Source organism: Xanthomonas sp. CFBP 8151, from assembly GCF_011761885.1.
In the GTDB taxonomy this organism is placed as follows: Bacteria; Pseudomonadota; Gammaproteobacteria; order Xanthomonadales; family Xanthomonadaceae; genus Xanthomonas; species Xanthomonas arboricola_B.
Genome location: NZ_JAASQZ010000002.1, coordinates 293,622 through 315,829, shown reverse-complemented (window position 1 = coordinate 315,829; position 22,208 = coordinate 293,622). Strand labels below are relative to the sequence as shown.

Here is a 22,208-nt window from a genome sequence, read left to right as displayed (position 1 = left end):
GGACACGTGATTTCCCGGTCCGATGGGGAGCCTGCAGATTAGGCGCTAGCACCCGGAGAGTATCGAAATGGCAAAGAAGATAACTGCTTACATCAAGTTGCAGGTCAAGGCCGGTCAGGCCAATCCTGCGCCGCCGGTCGGCCCTGCACTGGGTCAGCGCGGTCTGAACATCATGGAATTCTGCAAGGCGTTCAACGCGGCCACGTCCAAGCTGGAGCCGGGTCTGCCGACGCCGGTGGTCATCACTGCGTATTCCGACCGTACCTTCACTTTCATCACCAAGAGCACCCCGGCCAGCGTGCTGCTCAAGAAGGCTGCAGGCGTGACGTCCGGTTCCAAGCGCCCCAACACCGACAAGGTGGGCAAGGTGACGCGCAAGCAACTGGAAGAGATCGCCAAGGTCAAGGAAGCCGATTTGACGGCGGCCGAGCTGGAAGCGGCAGTGCGCACGATTGCGGGTTCTGCCCGCAGCATGGGTTTGACGGTGGAGGGCTAAGACATGGCACAGAGCAAGCGCGTTAAGGCCATTGCGGCCGCTGTCGTTCCGGGCAAGACCTATGCCTTCGAAGACGCAATCAAGATCCTGAAGACCGTGACCAAGGCCAAGTTCGTCGAGTCGATCGACGTTGCCGTGCGCCTGGGCGTGGACGCCAAGAAGTCCGACCAGCAGGTGCGCGGTTCGACCGTGCTGCCGGCCGGTACCGGCAAGAGCGTTCGCGTTGCCGTGTTCGCACCGGCCGGTGCCAAGGCCGACGAAGCCCTGGCCGCTGGTGCCGAGGCGGTGGGCATGGATGACCTGGCCGAGAAGATGCAGGCTGGCGATCTGAGCTACGACGTGGTCATCGCCACCCCGGACGCGATGCGCGTCGTCGGTAAGCTCGGCACGCTGCTGGGCCCGCGCGGCCTGATGCCGAACCCGAAGGTCGGCACCGTGTCGGCCAACCCGGGCGAAGCGGTCAAGAATGCCAAGTCGGGTCAGGTGCGTTACCGCACCGACAAGGCCGGTATCATCCACTGCACCATCGGCAAGGCCAGCTTCGACGACGAAGCGCTGAAGTCGAACCTGCAGGCGCTGCTGCTGGATCTGATCAAGGCCAAGCCGGCCACTTCCAAGGGTACCTACCTGCAGAAGGTGTCGGTCAGCTCGACGATGGGTCCTGGCGTGACGGTCGACCAGTCGAGCCTTGCACTGAAGTGAGTCGAAGGGACGGGCCTGTCTTGGGCCTGACCCGTCGATGTAGTACAGCATTGTTTTTCCGGCCCGGGTCACCGTGTGCTGGGAGTCCGTTCCCTCCTTTGGGGTAACGGACATTTTGAAGGCGATCGCCGGCATGTCCGGCGGTAGCCGTCAAAGACCGCAGGCGCGGTCAGCGCAGATCGACGACGGGCATGGATGCTCGCACTGGCAGGGAGTCGCCGTCGATGCAGCGGGATCGCTTAATCAGGTTCGCAAGAGCCGGCCGGCGTAGATGGTGTCGCCCTTCTGGAGCTTTCTGGTTTACGCGCGTCTGGGATATCCCGGATCGAGTCCACTCCAGGTCTAGAACGGCCACCAAAGGAACATCGGTCGATGTTCCCGGCTTCCAGGAAGGAGGCTGCCCTGGACCGCAACCGGCAGGAGCCGCGAGCGGAGTAGTTTGAAGCGGGGATGAGGGATTCGGCATTGGGGATTTGCAGGCTGCTTCACGGCTATGGCGAATCACCAATCACCAATCACCAATCCCGGCTTTAACGGAGGAGTGCAATGGCTCTCAATCTGTCTCAGAAGCAAGAAGTAGTCGCCGAGCTGGCAGACATCGCCGCCAAGGCCCACTCCTTGATCGCCGCCGAATACGCTGGCATCACGGTCTCCCAGATGACCGCGATGCGCAAGCAGGCACGCGAAACCGGCGTGTTCTTGAAAGTTGTCAAGAACACCCTGGCTGCGCGCGCCGTTGAAGGTACTGATTTCGCTGTCGTCGCTGACAAGCTGGTCGGTCCTTTGCTGTATGCGTTTTCGATGGAGGAGCCCGGCGCTGCCGGTCGCCTGATCAAGGAATTCGCTAAGGGCAACGACAAGTTGCAGGCCAAGGTCGTGTCCATCGGCGGGGAACTGTTCCCGGCCGGCCACGTCGATGTGTTGGCTTCGCTGCCGACCCGCGACCAGGCCCTGGCCATGCTGGCCCGCGTGCTGTCCGAACCGGCTGCCATGTTTGCCCGTGCCGTCAAGGCCGTGGGCGACAAGCAGGGTGGTGGCGACGAAGCCGCCGCGCCGGTCGTCGAGACTGCCGAAGCTTGATGTCCTAGCGTTCGCTAGAACCTAGAACCCCAATCCAGAAAATCATTTAAAGGTAATCACAATGTCCCTTACCAACGAACAGATCGTCGACGCCATCGCCGAGAAGTCCCTGATGGAAGTGATGGAGCTGGTCAAGGCCATCGAAGAAAAGTTCGGCGTCTCCGCCGCCGCTCCGGTCGCTGCTGCTGCAGCTGGCCCGGCCGCTGTGGTTGAAGAGCAGACCGAGTTCAACGTGGTGCTGACCAACTGCGGCGCCAACAAGGTCGGCGTCATTAAGGCCGTCCGCGCCGTGACCGGCCTGGGTCTGAAGGAAGCCAAGGATCTGACCGAAGCCGGTGGCATGCTGAAGGAAGGCGCTTCGAAGGACGAAGCCGAGAAGATCAAGAAGGAACTGACCGAAGCCGGCGCGACGGTCGAAATCAAGTAAGCAATACCTTGCATCGCCAGCGTTTCATGGTGATGCACTGAAGGCTGGGAGCGTAAAGCTCCCGGCCTTTGGCCGTTTCGGGCGGAAATCGGGAATCGGGATTGGGGAATCGCAAATGCAACATCGCGTGCTCATCCGATTCCCATTTTTCCATTCCCGATTCCCGGCCTCACCGAGTTGGTAGTTGGAAGTAGCGGGAGAAGGCGTGCTGGTGCCGGCAATACCAGCGACTTCCAACTGACAATTTTGTTATTTCAGGGCCGCCGCGACGCGGCCCCCGCAGCCTAGGGTGAAGACTCATGACGTCTTATTCGTTCACCGAAAAAAAGCGTATCCGCAAGGACTTTGGCAAGCAGCGCTCGATTCTCGAAGTGCCGTTCCTGCTTGCCATCCAGGTCGATTCCTATCGCGAATTCCTGCAGGAAGACGTGGAGCCGAACAAGCGTAAGGACCTCGGTCTGCACGCGGCCCTGAAGTCGGTGTTCCCGATTTCCAGCTACAGCGGCAATGCCGCGCTGGAATACGTGGGCTACAAGTTGGGTCAGCCGGTGTTTGACGAGCGTGAATGCCGTCAGCGCGGCATGAGCTATGGCGCGCCGCTGCGCGTGACCGTGCGCCTGGTGATCTACGACCGCGAGTCGTCCACCAAGGCCATCAAGTACGTGAAGGAGCAAGAGGTCTATCTCGGCGAAATTCCGCTGATGACCGACAACGGCACCTTCATCGTCAACGGCACCGAGCGCGTCATCGTCTCGCAGCTGCACCGTTCGCCGGGTGTGTTCTTCGACCACGACCGTGGCAAGACCCACAGCTCGGGCAAGCTGCTGTACAGCGCCCGCATCATTCCGTATCGCGGTTCCTGGCTGGACTTCGAGTTCGACCCGAAGGACGCGCTGTTTACCCGTATCGACCGCCGCCGCAAGCTGCCGGTGTCGATCCTGCTGCGCGCGCTCGGTTACAGCAACGAAGAGATGCTGGCCGAGTTCTTCGAGATCAACACCTTCCACATCAACCCGGACGAAGGCGTGCAGCTGGAGCTGGTGCCGGAGCGTCTGCGTGGCGAAACGCTGAACTTCGACCTGGCCGATGGTGACAAGGTCATCGTGGAAGCGGGCAAGCGCATCACCGCCCGTCACGTCAAGCAGCTCGAAGCTGCCGGTGTCGCCGCGCTGGCCGTGCCGGACGACTACCTGCTCACCCGCATCCTGTCGCACGACGTGGTCGATGGCTCGACCGGCGAATTGCTGGCCAATGCCAACGACGAGATCACCGAAGACCAGCTGGCGGCGTTCCGCAAGGCCGGCGTCGATGCGGTCGGCACCCTGTGGGTGAACGATCTGGATCGCGGTCCGTATTTGTCCAACACCCTGCGGATCGATCCGACCAAGACCCAGCTCGAAGCGCTGGTCGAGATCTACCGCATGATGCGTCCGGGCGAGCCGCCGACCAAGGAAGCCGCGCAGAACCTGTTCCACAACCTGTTCTTCACCTTCGAGCGCTACGACCTGTCCACGGTCGGCCGCATGAAGTTCAACCGTCGCGTCGGCCGCAAGGACGTGCTGGGCGAGTCGGTGCTGTACGACAAGAAGTACTTCGCCGAGCGCAACGACGAAGAATCCAAGCGCCTGGTCGCCGAGCACACCGACACCTCCGACATCCTGGAAGTGATCAAGGTGCTCACCGAGATCCGCAACGGTCGCGGCGTGGTCGATGACATCGATCACCTGGGCAACCGTCGCGTGCGTTCGGTCGGCGAAATGGCCGAGAACGTGTTCCGCGTGGGCCTGGTCCGCGTCGAGCGCGCGGTCAAGGAGCGCCTGTCGATGGCCGAGTCCGAGGGTCTGACCCCGCAGGAACTGATCAACGCCAAGCCGGTGGCTGCGGCGATCAAGGAGTTCTTCGGCTCCTCGCAGCTGTCGCAGTTCATGGATCAGAACAACCCGCTGTCGGAAGTGACGCACAAGCGTCGCGTCTCCGCACTGGGCCCGGGCGGTCTGACCCGCGAGCGCGCCGGCTTCGAAGTGCGCGACGTGCACCCGACCCATTACGGCCGCGTCTGCACCATCGAAACGCCGGAAGGCCCGAACATCGGCCTGATCAACTCGCTGGCCGTGTTCGCCCGCACCAACCAGTACGGCTTCCTCGAGACGCCGTACCGCAAGGTGCTGGACGGCAAGGTCTCCGACGACGTCGAATACCTGTCGGCGATCGAGGAAAACGAGTACGTGATCGCCCAGGCGAACGCGCTGACCGATGCCAAGAACATGCTCACCGAGCAGTTCGTGCCGTGCCGGTTCCAGGGCGAGTCGCTGCTGAAGCCGCCGGCCGAAGTGCACTTCATGGACGTCTCGCCGATGCAGACCGTGTCGGTCGCCGCGGCGCTGGTGCCGTTCCTGGAGCACGACGACGCCAACCGCGCACTGATGGGCGCCAACATGCAGCGCCAGGCCGTACCGACGCTGCGTTCGCAGAAGCCGCTGGTCGGAACCGGTATCGAGCGTGCGGTTGCGCGCGACTCGGGCGTGACCGTGAACGCCTTGCGTGGCGGCGTGATCGAGCAGATCGACGCGGCCCGCATCGTGGTCAAGGTCAACGAGGCAGAAATCGGCGGCGGCACCGATGCCGGCGTGGATATCTACAACCTGATCAAGTACACCCGCTCCAACCAGAACACCTGCATCAACCAGCGTCCGCTGGTGAACGTGGGTGACGTGATCGCGCGCGGCGACGTGCTGGCCGACGGCCCGTCCACCGACATCGGTGAGCTGGCGCTGGGTCAGAACATGCTGATCGCGTTCATGCCGTGGAACGGCTACAACTTCGAAGACTCCATTCTGCTCTCCGAGCGCGTGGTGGAAGAAGATCGTTACACCACGATCCACATCGAAGAACTGACCTGCGTTGCGCGCGACACCAAGCTGGGGCCGGAGGAAATTTCCGCCGACATCCCGAACGTGTCCGAGCAGGCGCTGAACCGTCTGGACGAGAGCGGCGTGGTGTACATCGGTGCCGAAGTGCGCGCCGGCGACATCATGGTCGGCAAGGTCACGCCGAAGGGCGAGAGCCAGCTGACCCCGGAAGAAAAGCTGCTGCGTGCGATCTTCGGTGAGAAGGCGTCCGACGTAAAGGACAGCTCGCTGCGCGTGCCCCCGGGCATGGACGGCACCGTCATCGACGTGCAGGTCTTCACCCGCGACGGCATCGAGAAGGACAAGCGCGCGCGTCAGATCGAAGAGTCCGAGATCAAGCGCGTCAAGAAGGACTTCGACGACCAGTTCCGTATCCTGGAAGCGGCCATCTACGCACGTCTTCGCTCGCAGATCGTGGGCAAGGTCGCCAACGGCGGTCCGAACCTGAAGAAGGGCGACAACGTCACCGACGCGTATCTGGACGGGCTGAAGAAGTCCGATTGGTTCCAGCTGCGCATGAAGGACGAAGACGCTGCCGACGCCATCGAGCGCGCGCAGAAGCAGATCCAGGCGCACGAGAAGGAATTCGAGGCACGCTTTGCCGACAAGCGCGGCAAGATCACCCAGGGCGACGACCTCGCACCGGGCGTGCTGAAGATGGTCAAGGTGTTCCTGGCAGTGAAGCGCCGCATCCAGCCGGGCGACAAGATGGCAGGCCGCCACGGCAACAAGGGTGTGGTCTCCAACGTCGTGCCGGTCGAGGACATGCCGTACATGGCCACCGGCGAGCCGGTCGACATCGTGCTGAACCCGCTCGGCGTGCCGTCGCGTATGAACATCGGCCAGATTCTGGAAGTGCATCTGGGCTGGGCCGCCAAGGGCCTGGGTCGCAAGATCCAGCGCATGCTGGAAGCCCAGGCGGCGGTCAGCGAGCTGCGCAAGTTCCTGGACGACATCTACAACCACGACAGCGCGATCAATGCACAGCGCGTGGACCTGTCGCAGTTCAGCGATGAGGAATTGCTCAACCTGGGCAAGAACCTGATCGATGGCGTGCCGATGGCCACGCCGGTGTTCGACGGCGCCAGCGAAGCGGAAATCAAGCGCATGCTGGAACTGGCCGAACTGCCGCAGAGCGGTCAGACCCAGTTGTACGACGGTCGTACCGGCGAAGCGTTCGATCGCAAGACCACGGTTGGCTACATGCACTACCTGAAGTTGAACCACCTGGTCGACGACAAGATGCATGCGCGCTCGACCGGTCCGTACTCGCTCGTCACCCAGCAGCCGTTGGGCGGCAAGGCGCAGTTCGGTGGTCAGCGCTTCGGTGAGATGGAAGTCTGGGCGCTGGAAGCCTACGGCGCGGCCTACACCCTGCAGGAAATGCTGACGGTGAAGTCCGACGACGTGCAGGGCCGCAACCAGATGTACAAGAACATCGTCGATGGTGAGCACGAGATGGTCGCGGGCATGCCGGAATCCTTCAACGTGTTGGTGAAGGAAATCCGCTCGCTGGCGATCAACATGGAACTGGAAGAGTGATCGAGACGGATCCCTGCGCCGCGCTGCGGTGCCGGGATCCGGAACGTAAGGCCCTCGGTTTCATCTCAGCTACGAAATTCCTCCGACCCGGAGATATCAAATGAAAGACCTGCTCAACCTCTTCAATCAACAGCGCCAGACGCTGGATTTCGACGCGATCAAGATCGCGCTGGCATCGCCGGACCTGATCCGTTCGTGGTCCTACGGCGAAGTGAAGAAGCCCGAAACCATCAACTACCGTACCTTCAAGCCCGAGCGTGACGGCCTGTTCTGCGCCGCCATCTTCGGACCGATCAAGGATTACGAGTGCCTGTGCGGCAAGTACAAGCGCATGAAGCACCGTGGCGTCGTCTGCGAAAAGTGCGGCACTGAAGTCACCCTGGCCAAGGTCCGTCGCGAGCGCATGGGTCACATCGACCTGGCCTCGCCGGTCGCGCACATCTGGTTCCTCAAGTCGCTGCCCTCGCGCATCGGCCTGATGCTGGACATGACCCTGCGTGACATCGAGCGCGTGCTGTACTTCGAAGCCTACGTGGTCACCGAGCCGGGCCTGACCCCGCTCGAGCGCCGCCAGCTGCTGACCGAAGAGCAGTACCTGACCGCACGCCAGGAGTACAACGACGACTTCGACGCCGCCATGGGCGCCGAAGCCGTGTACGAGCTGTTGCGCACGATCGACCTGCAGTCGGAAATGACCCGCCTGCGCGAGGAAATCGCCAGCACCGGTTCGGAAACCAAGCTCAAGCGCCTCACCAAGCGCATCAAGCTGATCGAAGCCTTCCTGGAATCGGGCAACCGTCCGGAGTGGATGGTCATGACCGTGCTGCCGGTGCTGCCGCCGGATCTGCGTCCGCTGGTGCCGCTGGATGGCGGCCGCTTCGCGACTTCGGATCTGAACGATCTGTACCGCCGCGTGATCAACCGCAACAACCGTCTGCGTCGTCTGCTCGAGCTCAATGCGCCGGATATCATCGTGCGCAACGAGAAGCGCATGCTGCAGGAGTCGGTCGATGCGCTGCTGGACAACGGCCGTCGCGGCCGTGCCATCACCGGCACCAACAAGCGTCCGCTGAAGTCGCTGGCCGACATGATCAAGGGCAAGCAGGGCCGGTTCCGCCAGAACCTGCTCGGCAAGCGCGTGGACTACTCCGGTCGTTCGGTCATCACCGTCGGTCCGTACCTCAAGCTGCACCAGTGCGGCCTGCCGAAGAAGATGGCGCTGGAGCTGTTCAAGCCGTTCGTGTTCGCCAAGCTGCAGCGTCGCGGCCTGGCCACCACCATCAAGGCGGCCAAGAAGCTGGTCGAGCGCGAAGAAGCCGAGGTGTGGGACATCCTGGAAGAAGTGATCCGTGAGCATCCGGTGCTGCTGAACCGTGCGCCGACCCTGCACCGTCTGGGCATCCAGGCGTTCGAGCCGGTGTTGATCGAAGGCAAGGCCATCCAGCTGCATCCGCTGGTGTGTACTGCGTTCAACGCCGACTTCGACGGTGACCAGATGGCCGTCCACGTGCCGCTCTCGCTGGAAGCCCAGCTGGAAGCGCGTGCGTTGATGATGTCCACCAACAACATTCTGTCGCCGGCCAACGGCGAGCCGATCATCGTGCCGTCGCAGGACGTGGTGTTGGGCCTGTACTACATGAGCCGCGCCCTGGAGAACAAGAAGGGCGAAGGCATGGTGTTCGCCAACACCAGCGAAGTGAAGCGCGCCTACGACAACCGCGTGGTGGAACTGCACGCCAAGGTCAAGGTCCGCATCACCCAGGTGGACGTGGAAGCCGACGGCAAGCGCAGCAGCGGCACCTCGATCGTGGACACCACGGTCGGTCGTGCGCTGTTGAGCGAGATCCTGCCCGAAGGCCTGCCGTTCCAGTTGGCCAACACCGAGATGACCAAGAAGAACATCTCGCGTCTGATCAACTCCAGCTACCGTCTGCTGGGCTTGAAGGACACCGTCGTGTTCGCCGACAAGCTGATGTACACCGGCTATGCCTACGCGACCCGCGCAGGCGTGTCGATCGGCATCGACGACATGCTGATCCCGGACGAGAAGAAGGGCATCCTCACCGAGGCCGAAGCCGAAGTGCTGGAAATCCAGGAGCAGTACCAGTCCGGTCTGGTCACCGCCGGCGAGCGCTACAACAAGGTCGTGGACATCTGGTCGCGCACCAGCGAGCGCATCGCCAAGGCGATGATGGACACCATCGGTACTGAAAAGGTCGAAAACGCCAAGGGCGAGACCATCGACCAGAAGTCGATGAACTCGCTGTACATCATGGCCGACTCCGGTGCGCGTGGTTCGCAGGCGCAGATCCGTCAGCTGGCCGGCATGCGCGGCCTGATGGCGCGTCCGGATGGCTCGATCATCGAGACGCCGATCAAGGCGAACTTCCGCGAAGGCCTGAACGTGCAGGAGTACTTCAACTCCACCCACGGTGCCCGTAAGGGTCTGGCCGATACCGCGCTCAAGACCGCGAACTCGGGTTATCTGACCCGTCGCCTGGTCGACGTGGCGCAGGACGTGGTGATCACCGAAGTCGATTGCGGCACCACCGAAGGGTTGATCATGACCCCGATCGTGGAAGGCGGCGACGTGGTGGAGCCGTTGAAGGAGCGCGTGCTGGGCCGTGTGGTGGCCGAGGACGTGTACCTGCCGGGCAACGACGAAGAGCCGATCGTCACGCGCAACACGCTGCTGGACGAAGCCTGGGTTGCCAAGCTGGAAGACGCCAGCGTGCAGTCGGTGAAGGTGCGTTCGACCATCAGCTGCGAGTCCTCGTTCGGCGTGTGCGCACGTTGCTACGGCCGCGACCTCGCACGCGGTCACCAGGTCAACATCGGTGAAGCGGTCGGCGTCATCGCCGCCCAGTCGATCGGTGAGCCGGGTACCCAGCTGACCATGCGTACGTTCCACATCGGTGGTGCGGCATCGCGTGCGGCGGCGGTGGACAACATCACCGTCAAGACCACCGGTTCGGTGAAGTTCAACAACCTCAAGTCGGTGGCGCACGCCAGCGGCGCGTTGGTTGCGGTCTCGCGTTCGGGCGAACTGTCCGTGCTCGACGGCCATGGCCGCGAGCGCGAGCGTTACAAGCTGCCATACGGCGCCACCATCACCGCCAAGGACGGGGATGCGGTCAAGGCCGGGCAGGGCGTGGCGAACTGGGATCCGCATAACCACCCGATCGTGTCGGAAGTGGCCGGTTTCATCCGCTTCATCGACTTCGTCGACGGCGTCACGGTCATCGAGAAGACCGACGAACTGACCGGCCTGGCCTCGCGCGAGATCACCGACCCGAAGCGTCGCGGTGCACATGCCAAGGAACTGCGCCCGATCGTGCGCATCGTCGATGGCAAGGGCAACGACCTGACGATCCCGAATACGGATCTGCCGGCCCAGTACCTGTTGCCGCCGCGCTCCATTGTCAACCTGCAGGACGGCGCCGCCGTCGGCGTGGGCGACGTGGTTGCCAAGATCCCGCAGGAAGCGTCCAAGACCCGCGACATCACCGGTGGTTTGCCGCGCGTTGCCGACCTGTTCGAAGCACGCAAGCCGAAGGATCCTGCGATCCTGGCCGAGCGTTCGGGCATCATCAGCTTCGGTAAGGACACCAAGGGCAAGCAGCGTCTGATCATCAAGGACACCGATGGGTCGGAACACGAAGAGCTGATCCCGAAGTACCGCCAGATCATCGTGTTCGAAGGCGAGCATGTGACCAAGGGCGAAACCGTGGTGGACGGCGAGCCGAGCCCGCAGGACATCCTGCGTCTGCTGGGTGTCGAGCCGCTGGCCGCGTATCTGGTCAAGGAAATCCAGGACGTGTACCGCCTGCAGGGCGTGAAGATCAACGACAAGCACATCGAGGTGATCACTCGCCAGATGCTGCGTAAGGTCGAGATCACCGACCAGGGCACCAGCAAGTTCCTCAACGGCGAGCAGGTCGAGCGCCAGCGCGTCATCGAGGAAAATGCCCGCCTGGTCAAGCGCAACGAACTGCCGGCCAAGTACGATCCGGTGCTGCTGGGTATCACCAAGGCCTCGCTGGCCACCGAGTCGTTCATCTCGGCGGCCTCGTTCCAGGAGACCACCCGCGTGCTGACCGAGGCTGCCGTGCGCGGCACCCGCGACAACCTTCGCGGTCTGAAGGAAAACGTGATCGTGGGTCGTCTGATCCCGGCCGGTACCGGTCTGGCGTATCACGCCGGACGTCGCAAGTCGTCGGGTCTGACCGACTCGGAAATGGAAACGCTGTCGGGCAAGCCGACGGTGGCCGAACCGGTCGCAGTCGTGGCCGACGCTGGCGCGGACGAGGAGTAAGCGCTCCGACGGCGGTCGCAAGACCGCCGTAAGCCAAGCGAAAAGGAGGGCAGGAGGCCCTCCGTTTTCCGGCCTTGGATGGGCCAGCAGGGTTAGAATTCCGTGAAGTTGACGGAGTTTCGTCCTGCCAGCTATACTTCCCTGTCTCGGCGGGCCGTTTTTCGGCCTGCCTTTGTTTTCGTGCAAGGCCGTCTCGGCCTCTCAATCAGAAGAATCAACTGATGACGACGATCAATCAGCTGGTCCGCAAGCCTCGGCAAGCGACCACCTACAAGAGTGCCTCCCCGGCACTGGACAAGTGTCCGCAGCGCCGTGGCGTCTGCACACGCGTCTATACCACTACCCCGAAGAAGCCGAACTCGGCCCTGCGTAAGGTTGCCAAAGTGCGCCTGACGAACCAGGAAGAGGTCATCAGCTACATCGGTGGTGAAGGCCACAACCTGCAGGAGCACTCCGTGGTCCTGATCCGTGGTGGCCGCGTCAAGGATCTTCCCGGTGTGCGTTATCACACCGTCCGTGGTTCGCTGGACGCCGCCGGCGTCGCAAAGCGCCGTCAAGGTCGTTCCAAGTACGGCGCCAAGCGCCCGAAGAGCTAAGGAAACACTCCAATGTCCCGTAAAGGTTCTACTCCGCAGCGCACCGTCCTGCCTGATCCAAAGCATGGCAGCGAAACCATTGCCCGCTTCATCAATATGGTGATGCAAAGTGGCAAGAAGTCGGTTGCTGAGAAAATTGTCTATGGCGCGATGGACGTCATTGGCGAAAAGAATCCGAATGCCGTCGAGCTGGTGCAGAAAGCACTGGACAACGTGGCCCCGGCTGTCGAAGTTAAATCGCGTCGCGTCGGTGGTGCTACCTATCAGGTGCCCGTCGAAGTGCGTTCCTCCCGTCGCATGGCGCTGGCAATGCGCTGGTTGATCGATTCCGCGCGCAAGCGTGGCGAGAACACCATGCCGCGCAAGCTGGCTGCAGAACTGTTGGACGCCTCGGAAAGCCGTGGCGGCGCGATCAAGAAGCGCGAAGAGACGCACCGTATGGCGGAGGCGAACAAGGCGTTCGCACATTACCGCTGGTGACCTCGTGGGCCTTGGTAACGGGGCCCTTCAGCACCATCTGAGTGCTGTTTGCGACGCGTTTTGCGTCGCATCCAATCCGAAGGCCGCCGAAAGGCGGCGTTCGGCCATCCGAAATCCAAGAAATTGAGAGGCTCCCCGTGGCCCGCACCACCCCTATCGAGCGTTACCGCAACTTCGGCATCATGGCCCACATCGATGCCGGCAAGACCACCACTTCCGAGCGCATCCTGTTCTACACCGGTGTCAGTCACAAGATCGGCGAAGTCCATGACGGCGCTGCAGTGATGGACTGGATGGAGCAGGAGCAGGAGCGTGGTATCACCATCACCTCCGCTGCGACCACCGCGTTCTGGTCGGGTATGGACAAGTCCATGCCGCAGCACCGCTTCAACATCATCGACACCCCCGGGCACGTCGACTTCACCATCGAAGTGGAGCGCTCCTTGCGCGTGCTCGATGGCGCGGTGTTCGTGCTGTGCGCCGTCGGTGGCGTGCAGCCGCAGTCCGAGACCGTGTGGCGCCAGGCCAACAAGTACGCCGTGCCGCGCATGGCCTTCGTCAACAAGATGGACCGTACCGGTGCCAACTTCGACAAGGTCGTCGAGCAGCTGAAGGCCCGTCTGGGCGCCTATGCCGTGCCGATGCAGGTGCCGATCGGTGCCGAAGACGGCTTCGAGGGCGTGGTCGACCTGCTCAAGATGAAGGCGATCCATTGGGATACCGCATCGCAGGGCACCACCTTCGAGTACCGCGACATCCCGGCCGATCTGGTCGAGATCGCGACCGAGGCGCGTTCGTTCATGGTCGAGGCGGCTGCAGAAGCCAGCGAAGACCTGATGGACAAGTACCTCAACGAGGGCGACCTGAGCGAAGAAGAGATCCTGGTGGGTCTGCGCGAGCGCACCCTGAAGGTCGAAATCGTGCCGGTGTTCTGCGGCTCGGCGTTCAAGAACAAGGGCGTGCAGGCCATGCTCGACGGCGTCGTGCACCTGTTGCCGTCGCCGGCCGACCGTCCGCCGGTTGCGGGTATCGACGAGGACGAGAAGGAAGACACCCGTCCTGCCACCGATACCGCGCCGTTCTCGGCGTTGGCGTTCAAGATCATGACCGACCCGTTCGTGGGCTCGCTGACGTTCTTCCGTGTTTACTCGGGCACGTTGAACTCGGGCGACCAGGTCTACAACCCGGTCAAGTCGAAGAAAGAGCGTGTGGGCCGCATCCTGCAGATGCACTCCAACAATCGCGAAGAGATCAAGGAAGTGCGCGCTGGTGACATCGCCGCTGCCGTGGGTCTGAAGGACGTCACCACCGGCGACACGCTGTGTGCGCAGGACAAGGTCATCACCCTGGAGCGCATGGTGTTCCCGGAGCCGGTGATCTCGATGGCGGTGGAGCCCAAGACCAAGTCGGACCAGGAAAAGATGGGCATGGCCCTGGGCCGTCTGGCGCAGGAAGATCCCTCGTTCCGCGTCAAGACCGACGAAGAATCCGGCCAGACCATCATCTCGGGCATGGGCGAGTTGCACCTGGACATCATCGTCGACCGTATGCGTCGCGAGTTCAATGTCGAGGCCAACGTCGGCAAGCCGCAGGTGGCCTACCGCGAAACGATCCGCAAGTCCGACGTCAAGTCCGACTACAAGCACGCCAAGCAGTCCGGTGGTAAGGGTCAGTACGGTCACGTGGTGATCGAGCTGTCGCCGATGACCGAGGATGACCGCAAGAGCGACAACGTCAAGGACGATTTCCTCTTCATCAACGACATCACCGGCGGCATCATCCCGAAGGAATTCATTCCCTCGGTTGAAAAGGGTCTGCGCGAGACGATCACCAGTGGTCCGATCGCCGGCTTCCCGGTGGTGGGCGTGAAGGTCAAGCTGGTGTTCGGCTCGTACCACGACGTCGACTCTTCGGAAATGGCGTTCAAGCTGGCCGCGTCGATGGCGTTCAAGCAGGGCTTTGCGAAAGCCAGCCCGGTGTTGCTGGAGCCGATCATGAAGGTCGAAATCGTCAGCCCGGAGGATTACCTGGGTGACGTGATGGGCGACGTGAGCCGCCGTCGTGGCGTGTTGCAGGGTCAGGACGACAGCCCGTCGGGCAAGATCATCAACGCGATGATTCCGCTGGGTGAGATGTTCGGCTACGCGACCTCGCTGCGCTCGATGAGCCAGGGTCGTGCGACGTTCTCGATGGAATTCGACCACTACGAAGAGGCACCGGCCAACATCGCCGACGCCGTCACCAAGAAGGGCTGAGTTCGCTCAGCCACTTCTCACAAATTTTTCAATTAGAGGTAGTTAGTCATGGCAAAAGCTAAATTTGAGCGCACCAAGCCGCACGTGAACGTCGGCACCATCGGTCACGTCGACCATGGCAAGACCACGTTGACAGCCGCGCTGACCAAGATCGGTGCTGAGCGTTTCGGTGGCGAGTTCAAGGCGTATGATGCGATCGACGCTGCGCCGGAAGAGAAGGCGCGCGGCATCACGATTTCGACCGCCCACGTCGAATACGAATCCCCGAGCCGTCACTACGCGCACGTCGATTGCCCCGGCCACGCCGACTATGTCAAGAACATGATCACCGGTGCGGCGCAGATGGACGGCGCGATCCTGGTGTGTTCGGCTGCCGACGGCCCGATGCCGCAGACCCGCGAGCACATCCTGCTCTCGCGTCAGGTCGGTGTGCCGCACATCGTCGTGTTCCTGAACAAGGCCGACATGGTCGACGATGCCGAGCTGCTCGAGCTGGTCGAGATGGAAGTGCGCGAGCTGCTGAGCAAGTACGACTTCCCGGGCGATGACACCCCGATCATCCACGGTTCGGCGCGTCTGGCGCTGGATGGCGACCAGAGCGAGATCGGCGTGCCGGCGATCCTGAAGCTGGTCGAGGCGCTGGATTCGTTCATTCCGGAGCCGACCCGCGACGTCGATCGTCCGTTCCTGATGCCGGTCGAAGACGTGTTCTCGATCTCCGGCCGCGGCACCGTGGTGACCGGTCGTATCGAGCGCGGCATCATCAAGGTCGGCGACGAAATCGAAATCGTCGGTATCCGCGACACCCAGAAGACCACCGTCACCGGCGTGGAAATGTTCCGCAAGCTGCTGGACCAGGGTCAGGCAGGCGACAATGCCGGTCTGCTGCTGCGCGGCACCAAGCGTGACGACGTCGAGCGCGGCCAGGTGCTGTGCAAGCCGGGTTCGATCAAGCCGCATACCGAGTTCGAAGCCGAAGTCTACGTGCTGTCCAAGGATGAGGGTGGCCGTCATACCCCGTTCTTCAAGGGCTACCGTCCGCAGTTCTACTTCCGCACCACCGACATCACTGGCGCTTGCCAGCTGCCGGAAGGCGTGGAGATGGTGATGCCGGGCGACAACGTGAAGATGGTCGTGACCCTGATCAACCCGGTCGCGATGGACGAAGGTCTGCGCTTCGCCATCCGTGAAGGCGGTCGTACCGTCGGCGCCGGCGTGGTTGCCAAGATCGTCAAGTAAGTCCCTGCAGCCCGGCGGCTTTGGTCGCTGGATCTGCAAAAGAGAGGGTCGGCGCAAGCCGGCCCTTTTTTTGTGGCCAGGTCGGTGCGCGCGCCGACGTACTTATGGGGAAGGACGCTTGCGTCAGTACAATTGCGCCGCTATAATGCGCGGCTCGGTGTCCCTGGGTAGGGCGCTGAGTTACAGCGAAAAGAACGGCAGGATGCCGCTCGTGTTCGCCAGACCGGGAAGGTCGTGTCGCATGGAGCACTCAACAACTCACGTGTTGTTGACCGTGCTCTTGTTGCGCACTATACTTTTCCGTCTGGGCAGGCCGGTTTACCGGTCTGCCTCAGTTTTTGGGCGGAGGAAATGCCCTCGCCAGCAGGATGCGTGGCGAATTCATCTACGTCAGGAATATCGGGGCAGGTATCCCAGAGGCCTTGCCCGTCGCTCTTTTAACGAAGGAAGCTTCCGTCATGTCGGAACAAAAGATCCGGATTCGGTTGAAGGCGTTCGATCATCGTTTGATCGACCGTTCGGCCAGCGAGATCGTCGAAACGGCTAAGCGGACCGGCGCGCAAGTGCGTGGCCCGATCCCGTTGCCGACCAAGATCGAACGTTACACCATCCTCGTATCCCCGCATGCCGACAAGGATGCGCGTGACCAGTACGAAACCCGCACGCACAAGCGTGTGCTCGATATCGTCGACCCGAACGACAAGACCGTGGACGCGCTGATGAAGCTCGAACTCGCGGCTGGCGTCGACGTACAGATCAAGTTGACCTGAGGACTACGACCATGACGAAGAAATATTCGTTGGGCTTCGTAGGCCGCAAGGCTGGTATGAGCCGCGTCTTCACTGAAGACGGTCGCTCGGTACCGGTCACGCTGATCGAAGCAACTCCAAACCGCATCGCGCAGATCAAGACCGTCGAAGCTGACGGCTACAGCGCCGTGCAGATTACCGTCGGTGCCCGTCGTGCCGCGCTGGTCAACAAGCCGGCTGCTGGACACTTCGCCAAGGCGAAGGTGGAAGCGGGTCGCGGCCTGTGGGAATTCCGCGTTGAAGACGCGCAGCTCGGCGATTTCGCCGTCGGCGGCGAAATCAAGGCGGACATCTTCGAGGTCGGCCAGAAGGTCGACGTCCAGGGCGTCACCAAGGGTAAGGGTTTCCAGGGCACCATCAAGCGCTACAACTTCCGTATGGGCGATGCAACTCACGGTAACTCGCTGTCGCATCGCGCGCCGGGTTCGTTGGGTCAGCGCCAGACCCCGGGTCGCGTTTTCCCGGGCAAGAAGATGTCGGGCCACATGGGCGCCGTGCAGCAAAGCACGCAGAACCTGGAAGTGGTTAAGGTCGACGTCGAGCGTGGTCTGATTGCTATCCGCGGCGCCGTGCCTGGCGCAGCTGGTGGCGACGTGATCGTCCGTCCGGCGAGCAAGGCATAAGGAGAGATGACGATGGAACTCGTTATCACGGGTAGCAACAACAAGGTCTCGGTCTCCGATGCCGTGTTCGGTCGCGAATTCAGCGAAGATCTGGTTCACCAGGTCGTCGTCGCTTATCGCAATGCCGGTCGCGCTGGTACCAAGGCACAGAAGACGCGCTCGGAAGTTGCGGGCACGACCAAGAAGTCGAAGAAGCAGAAGGGCGGCGGTGCGCGTCATGGCGCATTGACAGCTCCGATCTTCGTCGGCGGCGGCGTGACCTTCGCGGCCAAGCCGCGCAGCTTCGAACAGAAGGTCAACCGCAAGATGTACCGTGCGGCCATCTGCGCGATCTTCTCTGAGCTTAATCGCCAGGGTCGCCTGATGATCGTCGATGCGTTCGACGTCGAAACCACCAAGACCCAGGGTCTGATCGAGAAGCTGAAGGGGCTGGATGTGGGCAAGCGCCCGCTGATCGTCACCGAGGAAGCCTCCGAGCACCTGTATCTGTCCGCCCGCAATCTGCCTTATGTGCAGGTGCGTGATGTGCAGGGTCTGGATCCGGTCGCTCTGGTCGGGGCCGATACGGTCGTGATCACCGCCGATGCGGTCAAGAAGGTCGAGGAGTGGCTGGCATGAGCAGCAACGAAAAAATCTTCAGCGTGCTGCGTGCTCCGCGAGTCTCCGAAAAGACCGCGCGCCTGCAGGAAATTTCCAACCAGTATGTCTTCGAAGTTTCGAACGAAGCCACCAAGGCCGATGTAAAGGCCGCGGTTGAGCAGCTGTTCGACGTCAAGGTCAAAGCGGTCAACGTGGTCAACGTCAAGGGCAAGAGCAAGTCCTTCCGTAACCGTGCTGGCAGCCGTGGCAATTGGCGCAAGGCGTACGTCCGCCTGGTTGATGGTCAGTCCATCGACGTAACGGCCAAGGCCTGAGGTCCATCCCATGCCATTGATGAAGTTCAAACCCACCTCTCCCGGCCGTCGTTCCGCCGTGCGCGTGGTTACTCCCGATCTGCACAAGGGCGCACCGCACGCGGCGCTGCTCGACTCGCAGAGCAAGTCCGGTGGTCGTAACCACCATGGCCGCATCACCGTGCGTCACGTCGGTGGTGGTCATAAGCAGCACTACCGCATCATCGACTTCAAGCGCAACAAGGAAGGCATTCCGGCGCGTGTGGAGCGGATCGAATACGATCCGAACCGTACCGCTCATATCGCCCTGCTGTGCTATGTCGACGGCGAGCGTCGCTACATCATCGCCCCCAAGGGCTTGAAGGCTGGCGATCAGGTCATTGCCGGTGCCAACGCACCGATCAAGACCGGCAACACGCTGCCGCTGCGCAACATCCCGGTCGGTACGACGGTCCACGGTATCGAGCTGAAGCCGGGTAAGGGCGCTCAGATCGCACGTGCTGCCGGTGCAGCCGTCCAGCTGGTCGCTCGCGAAGGCATCTATGCCACGCTGCGTCTGCGCTCGGGCGAAATGCGCAAGGTGCCGGTCGAGTGCCGCGCCACCATCGGCGAAGTCGGTAACGACGAGCACAACCTCGAGAAGCTGGGCAAGGCTGGCGCCAAGCGCTGGCGCGGTGTTCGCCCGACCGTTCGCGGTGCGGCCATGAACCCGGTCGATCACCCGCACGGTGGTGGTGAGGCCAAGGCTGGCCAGGGTAATCCGCATCCGGTCACCCCGTGGGGTGTTCCGACCAAGGGTTACAAGACGCGCAAGAACAAGCGCACCCAGCAATTCATCGTCCGCGATCGTAGGGGCTAATCGACCATGGCACGTTCACTCAAGAAGGGCCCGTTCGTCGATCACCACCTTGCAAAGAAGGTGGAGTCCGCTGCGGGTAGCAAGAAGCCGATCAAGACCTGGTCGCGCCGTTCGATGATCCTGCCGGAAATGGTGGGCATCACCATCGCCGTGCATAACGGCAAGAACCACATTCCGGTGCTCGTCAACGAGAATATGGTCGGCCACAAGCTCGGCGAATTTGCCGTCACCCGGACCTTCAAGGGTCACGGTGGCGACAAGAAGTCGAGCAGGTAAGGGAGAGATGACGATGGAAGCGAAAGCAATCCTGCGCACCGCGCGCATCTCCCCGCAGAAGGCCCGCCTGGTCGCTGACCAGGTGCGTGGACTGTCCGCCGAACGTGCGGTCAATCTGCTGAAGTTCTCGGACAAGAAGGCTGCGCACCTGATCAAAAAGGTTGTGGAGTCGGCTATTGCCAATGCCGAGAACAATCAGGGCGCGGATGTCGACGAGCTGAAGGTCAAGACCATCATGGTTGATGAAGGTCCCTCCCTGAAGCGTTTCATGGCGCGGGCGAAAGGCCGCGGTACCCGCATCCTCAAGCGCACCAGTCACATCACTGTGATTGTCGGCGCCGCCAAGTAAGCGGAAAGGAAAAGACCATGGGTCATAAAGTTCATCCGACTGGAATTCGCCTTGGCATCGCCAAGGACTGGAATTCCAAGTGGTACGCAAGCAAGGCCGACTTCGCCGCCTACCTGGCAGCCGACCTGAAAGTGCGTGAAATGCTGCGCAAGAAGCTCGCGCAGGCAGGTATCAGCAAGATCTTGATCGAGCGCCCTGCCAAAACCGCCCGCGTGACGATCCACACCGCCCGTCCGGGCGTGGTGATCGGCAAGCGTGGCGAGGACATCGAAAAGCTGCGTAAGGAAGTGAGCGCGATGATGGGTGTTCCTGCCCACATCAATGTCACCGAAGTGCGCAAGCCGGAGCTGGATGCGCAGCTGGTCGCCGAGTCGATCGCGCAGCAGCTTGAGCGTCGCATCATGTTCCGCCGCGCAATGAAGCGCTCGGTCGGCAACGCGATGCGCTTGGGTGCCCTGGGCATCAAGGTCAATGTGGCTGGCCGCCTCAACGGTGCAGAAATCGCCCGTTCGGAGTGGTACCGCGAAGGCCGCGTGCCGCTGCACACGCTACGTGCCGACATCGATTACGGTTTTGCCGAAGCGTCCACGACGTACGGCATCATCGGCATCAAGGTCTGGATCTATAAGGGCGAGGTCTTTGACTTCTCCCAGGTTGGCCAGGAGAAGCAGGACGACAGCCCGCGCAACGATCGTAACGATCGCGGCGACCGTGGTGACCGTCCTTCGCGCCCGGCTCGTGAAGCGAGGTAACGGCAATGTTGCAACCCAAGCGAACCAAATATCGCAAGATGCACAAGGGCCGTAACGACGGCCTGGCATGGAGCGGAAACGCCGTCAGCTTCGGCGAGTACGGCCTCAAGGCCACCGCGCACGGTCAGCTGACCGCGCGTCAGATTGAAGCAGCACGTCGTACGATCAGCCGCCACGTCAAGAAGGGCGGCAAGATGTGGATCCGTGTGTTCCCCGACAAGCCGATCACCAAGAAGCCGATCGAAGTCCGCATGGGCTCCGGTAAGGGCAACGTGGAGTACTGGGTCGCGCAGATTCAACCGGGCCGCATGATCTATGAAATCGAGGGTATTCCCGAAGATATCGCACGTGAGGCGTTCCGCCTTGCCGCCGCGAAATTGTCGGTGACCACCACTTTCGTGACCCGGACGGTGCGCTGATGGATATCAAACAACTCCGCGAGAAGTCGGCTGACGAACTGAAGGCCCACCTGACTGATCTGCGTAAGGAGCAGTTCTCGCTCCGTATGCAGCAGGTCACCGGCCAGCTGCCGAAGACCCACGATACCCGCCGGGTGCGCCGCGAGATTGCTCGCGTCAAGTACCTGCTCGGCAGCACCAAGTAAGGACGGCCGCGATGAGCGACAACAACGAAAAGCAAGCGCTGCGCACGGTCGAAGGCCGTGTCGTCAGCAACAAGATGGACAAGACGGTCACCGTGTTGGTGGAGCGCCAGGTCAAGCACCCGTTGTACGGTAAGTACATCAAGCGCTCGTCCAAGCTTCACGCACACGACGCCGACAATGCCTGCAACGAAGGCGACGTCGTGCGTGTGACCGAGATTGCTCCAATGTCCAAGACCAAGAACTGGCGGGTGGTCGAAATCGTCACCCGTTCGGCCGAATAAGGGAGATCTGAATCATGATCCAGATGCAGAGCTACCTCGATGTCGCCGACAATTCGGGTGCCAAGGAAGTGATGTGCATCAAGGTGCTGGGCGGCTCCAAGCGCCGCTATGCACACATTGGCGACATCATCAAGGTGACCGTCAAGGACGCCATTCCGCGTGGCAAGGTCAAGAAGGGCGAAGTCTACGACGCCGTCGTGGTGCGTACCCGCAAGGGTGTGCGCCGTCCCGACGGTTCGCTGATCCGCTTCGATGGCAACGCCGCTGTGCTGTTGAACAATAAGCAGGAGCCGATCGGGACCCGCATCTTCGGGCCGGTGACGCGCGAGCTGCGTTCCGAGAAGTTCATGAAGATCGTCTCGCTCGCTCCCGAAGTGCTGTGAGCGGAGGACATATACATGGCTAACCGTATCAAGAAGGGCGACCAGGTCGTCATCAACACCGGCAAGGACAAGGGTAAGCAGGGTGAAGTTGTGCGTGTGGACGGCGATCGCGTGATCGTCTCCAATGCCAACGTCATCAAGCGCCACACCAAGCCGAACCCGCAGGCGGGTGTCGCCGGCGGCGTGGTCGAGCGTGAAGCGTCGATCCATATCTCCAACGTCAATATCGTCAACCCGGCGACGGGCAAGGGCGAGCGCGTTGGCTTCAAGGTGCTGGAGGATGGACGCAAATTGCGTGTGTTCCGCTCCAGCGGTGAGGCGCTCGACGCCTGAGGAAT

Annotated in this window: 23 protein-coding genes; all 23 read left to right on the top strand. The window is 62.0% G+C overall.

The window, feature by feature from the left end:
• Positions 1-67: 67 nt before the first annotated feature.
• The 23 genes from rplK (at position 68) to rplX (ending at position 22,203) form a co-directional block, all read left to right on the top strand.
• On the top strand, positions 68-496 hold the full coding sequence (gene rplK, locus FHT08_RS09230) for a 50S ribosomal protein L11 (protein ID WP_016900682.1): 429 nt from the start codon (positions 68-70) through the stop codon (positions 494-496).
• A gap of 3 nt (positions 497-499) precedes the next feature.
• A complete protein-coding gene (gene rplA, locus FHT08_RS09225) occupies positions 500-1,198 on the top strand; it encodes a 50S ribosomal protein L1 (RefSeq protein ID WP_016900681.1) in 699 nt (232 codons plus the stop codon).
• A 546-nt stretch (positions 1,199-1,744) separates the two neighbouring features.
• A complete protein-coding gene (gene rplJ, locus FHT08_RS09220; RefSeq protein WP_166774925.1) occupies positions 1,745-2,278 on the top strand; it encodes a 50S ribosomal protein L10 in 534 nt (177 codons plus the stop codon).
• Between the two features lie 61 nt (positions 2,279-2,339).
• Positions 2,340-2,705, top strand: a complete 366-nt coding sequence (gene rplL / locus FHT08_RS09215; protein WP_008574194.1) for a 50S ribosomal protein L7/L12 — start codon at positions 2,340-2,342, stop codon at positions 2,703-2,705.
• A gap of 299 nt (positions 2,706-3,004) precedes the next feature.
• Positions 3,005-7,156, top strand: coding sequence for a DNA-directed RNA polymerase subunit beta (gene rpoB, locus FHT08_RS09210; RefSeq protein WP_016900677.1), 4,152 nt, complete (start codon positions 3,005-3,007; stop codon positions 7,154-7,156).
• 100 nt (positions 7,157-7,256) lie between these two features.
• A complete protein-coding gene (gene rpoC / locus FHT08_RS09205; protein ID WP_166774924.1) occupies positions 7,257-11,471 on the top strand; it encodes a DNA-directed RNA polymerase subunit beta' in 4,215 nt (1,404 codons plus the stop codon).
• Positions 11,472-11,692: 221 nt separating this feature from the next.
• Positions 11,693-12,067 carry a 30S ribosomal protein S12 gene (gene rpsL, locus FHT08_RS09200; RefSeq protein WP_002811712.1) on the top strand — a complete coding sequence of 125 codons (375 nt, stop codon included), beginning with the start codon at positions 11,693-11,695 and terminating at the stop codon, positions 12,065-12,067.
• 12 nt (positions 12,068-12,079) lie between these two features.
• The gene (gene rpsG / locus FHT08_RS09195) at positions 12,080-12,547 is read left to right on the top strand and encodes a 30S ribosomal protein S7 (protein ID WP_005993356.1); all 468 of its coding nucleotides are present in this window, start codon (positions 12,080-12,082) and stop codon (positions 12,545-12,547) included.
• A gap of 137 nt (positions 12,548-12,684) precedes the next feature.
• A complete protein-coding gene (gene fusA, locus FHT08_RS09190) occupies positions 12,685-14,802 on the top strand; it encodes an elongation factor G (protein WP_053045361.1) in 2,118 nt (705 codons plus the stop codon).
• Between the two features lie 48 nt (positions 14,803-14,850).
• Complete coding sequence (gene tuf / locus FHT08_RS09185) at positions 14,851-16,041, top strand: elongation factor Tu (RefSeq protein ID WP_104538414.1); 1,191 nt, start codon at positions 14,851-14,853, stop codon at positions 16,039-16,041.
• 458 nt (positions 16,042-16,499) lie between these two features.
• The gene (gene rpsJ / locus FHT08_RS09180; RefSeq protein WP_003486723.1) at positions 16,500-16,811 is read left to right on the top strand and encodes a 30S ribosomal protein S10; all 312 of its coding nucleotides are present in this window, start codon (positions 16,500-16,502) and stop codon (positions 16,809-16,811) included.
• A gap of 11 nt (positions 16,812-16,822) precedes the next feature.
• On the top strand, positions 16,823-17,473 hold the full coding sequence (gene rplC, locus FHT08_RS09175) for a 50S ribosomal protein L3 (RefSeq protein WP_006450633.1): 651 nt from the start codon (positions 16,823-16,825) through the stop codon (positions 17,471-17,473).
• Between the two features lie 12 nt (positions 17,474-17,485).
• Positions 17,486-18,091, top strand: coding sequence for a 50S ribosomal protein L4 (rplD, locus tag FHT08_RS09170; RefSeq protein ID WP_016900669.1), 606 nt, complete (start codon positions 17,486-17,488; stop codon positions 18,089-18,091).
• Complete coding sequence (gene rplW, locus FHT08_RS09165; RefSeq protein ID WP_002811694.1) at positions 18,088-18,387, top strand: 50S ribosomal protein L23; 300 nt, start codon at positions 18,088-18,090, stop codon at positions 18,385-18,387. Before rplD ends, rplW begins: the two co-directional genes overlap by 4 nt.
• 10 nt (positions 18,388-18,397) lie before the next feature.
• On the top strand, positions 18,398-19,225 hold the full coding sequence (gene rplB, locus FHT08_RS09160) for a 50S ribosomal protein L2 (protein WP_003486715.1): 828 nt from the start codon (positions 18,398-18,400) through the stop codon (positions 19,223-19,225).
• A gap of 6 nt (positions 19,226-19,231) precedes the next feature.
• Entirely contained in the window at positions 19,232-19,501 is a 270-nt protein-coding gene (rpsS, locus tag FHT08_RS09155; protein WP_005993369.1) for a 30S ribosomal protein S19, read from the top strand.
• Between the two features lie 13 nt (positions 19,502-19,514).
• Positions 19,515-19,850, top strand: a complete 336-nt coding sequence (rplV, locus tag FHT08_RS09150) for a 50S ribosomal protein L22 (RefSeq protein ID WP_002811686.1) — start codon at positions 19,515-19,517, stop codon at positions 19,848-19,850.
• Between the two features lie 17 nt (positions 19,851-19,867).
• Positions 19,868-20,602, top strand: coding sequence for a 30S ribosomal protein S3 (rpsC, locus tag FHT08_RS09145; RefSeq protein ID WP_024938565.1), 735 nt, complete (start codon positions 19,868-19,870; stop codon positions 20,600-20,602).
• A gap of 5 nt (positions 20,603-20,607) precedes the next feature.
• Positions 20,608-21,021: a 50S ribosomal protein L16 gene (gene rplP, locus FHT08_RS09140; RefSeq protein ID WP_011036127.1), complete on the top strand. Its 414-nt coding sequence runs from the start codon at positions 20,608-20,610 to the stop codon at positions 21,019-21,021.
• A complete protein-coding gene (gene rpmC / locus FHT08_RS09135; RefSeq protein WP_006450638.1) occupies positions 21,021-21,206 on the top strand; it encodes a 50S ribosomal protein L29 in 186 nt (61 codons plus the stop codon). The genes rplP and rpmC overlap by 1 nt, the downstream gene beginning before the upstream one ends.
• 11 nt (positions 21,207-21,217) lie before the next feature.
• Entirely contained in the window at positions 21,218-21,487 is a 270-nt protein-coding gene (gene rpsQ / locus FHT08_RS09130; RefSeq protein ID WP_016900663.1) for a 30S ribosomal protein S17, read from the top strand.
• 14 nt (positions 21,488-21,501) lie between these two features.
• Positions 21,502-21,870: a 50S ribosomal protein L14 gene (gene rplN / locus FHT08_RS09125; RefSeq protein WP_003486699.1), complete on the top strand. Its 369-nt coding sequence runs from the start codon at positions 21,502-21,504 to the stop codon at positions 21,868-21,870.
• 15 nt (positions 21,871-21,885) lie between these two features.
• Positions 21,886-22,203, top strand: coding sequence for a 50S ribosomal protein L24 (rplX, locus tag FHT08_RS09120; protein WP_003486696.1), 318 nt, complete (start codon positions 21,886-21,888; stop codon positions 22,201-22,203).
• Positions 22,204-22,208 lie beyond the last annotated feature (5 nt).

Coding starts and splice junctions, on each gene's coding strand:
- rpoC (WP_166774924.1), top strand. CDS start 7,257: ATGAAAGACCTGCTCAACCTCTTCAATCAACAGCGCCAGACGCTGGAT.
- rplC (WP_006450633.1), top strand. CDS start 16,823: ATGACGAAGAAATATTCGTTGGGCTTCGTAGGCCGCAAGGCTGGTATG.
- rplJ (WP_166774925.1), top strand. CDS start 1,745: ATGGCTCTCAATCTGTCTCAGAAGCAAGAAGTAGTCGCCGAGCTGGCA.
- rplA (WP_016900681.1), top strand. CDS start 500: ATGGCACAGAGCAAGCGCGTTAAGGCCATTGCGGCCGCTGTCGTTCCG.
- rplX (WP_003486696.1), top strand. CDS start 21,886: ATGGCTAACCGTATCAAGAAGGGCGACCAGGTCGTCATCAACACCGGC.
- rpmC (WP_006450638.1), top strand. CDS start 21,021: ATGGATATCAAACAACTCCGCGAGAAGTCGGCTGACGAACTGAAGGCC.
- rpsS (WP_005993369.1), top strand. CDS start 19,232: ATGGCACGTTCACTCAAGAAGGGCCCGTTCGTCGATCACCACCTTGCA.
- rpsJ (WP_003486723.1), top strand. CDS start 16,500: ATGTCGGAACAAAAGATCCGGATTCGGTTGAAGGCGTTCGATCATCGT.
- rpoB (WP_016900677.1), top strand. CDS start 3,005: ATGACGTCTTATTCGTTCACCGAAAAAAAGCGTATCCGCAAGGACTTT.
- rpsQ (WP_016900663.1), top strand. CDS start 21,218: ATGAGCGACAACAACGAAAAGCAAGCGCTGCGCACGGTCGAAGGCCGT.
- rpsG (WP_005993356.1), top strand. CDS start 12,080: ATGTCCCGTAAAGGTTCTACTCCGCAGCGCACCGTCCTGCCTGATCCA.
- tuf (WP_104538414.1), top strand. CDS start 14,851: ATGGCAAAAGCTAAATTTGAGCGCACCAAGCCGCACGTGAACGTCGGC.
- rplD (WP_016900669.1), top strand. CDS start 17,486: ATGGAACTCGTTATCACGGGTAGCAACAACAAGGTCTCGGTCTCCGAT.
- rplW (WP_002811694.1), top strand. CDS start 18,088: ATGAGCAGCAACGAAAAAATCTTCAGCGTGCTGCGTGCTCCGCGAGTC.
- rpsC (WP_024938565.1), top strand. CDS start 19,868: ATGGGTCATAAAGTTCATCCGACTGGAATTCGCCTTGGCATCGCCAAG.
- rplV (WP_002811686.1), top strand. CDS start 19,515: ATGGAAGCGAAAGCAATCCTGCGCACCGCGCGCATCTCCCCGCAGAAG.
- rplL (WP_008574194.1), top strand. CDS start 2,340: ATGTCCCTTACCAACGAACAGATCGTCGACGCCATCGCCGAGAAGTCC.
- rplN (WP_003486699.1), top strand. CDS start 21,502: ATGATCCAGATGCAGAGCTACCTCGATGTCGCCGACAATTCGGGTGCC.
- rplP (WP_011036127.1), top strand. CDS start 20,608: ATGTTGCAACCCAAGCGAACCAAATATCGCAAGATGCACAAGGGCCGT.
- rplB (WP_003486715.1), top strand. CDS start 18,398: ATGCCATTGATGAAGTTCAAACCCACCTCTCCCGGCCGTCGTTCCGCC.
- rpsL (WP_002811712.1), top strand. CDS start 11,693: ATGACGACGATCAATCAGCTGGTCCGCAAGCCTCGGCAAGCGACCACC.
- rplK (WP_016900682.1), top strand. CDS start 68: ATGGCAAAGAAGATAACTGCTTACATCAAGTTGCAGGTCAAGGCCGGT.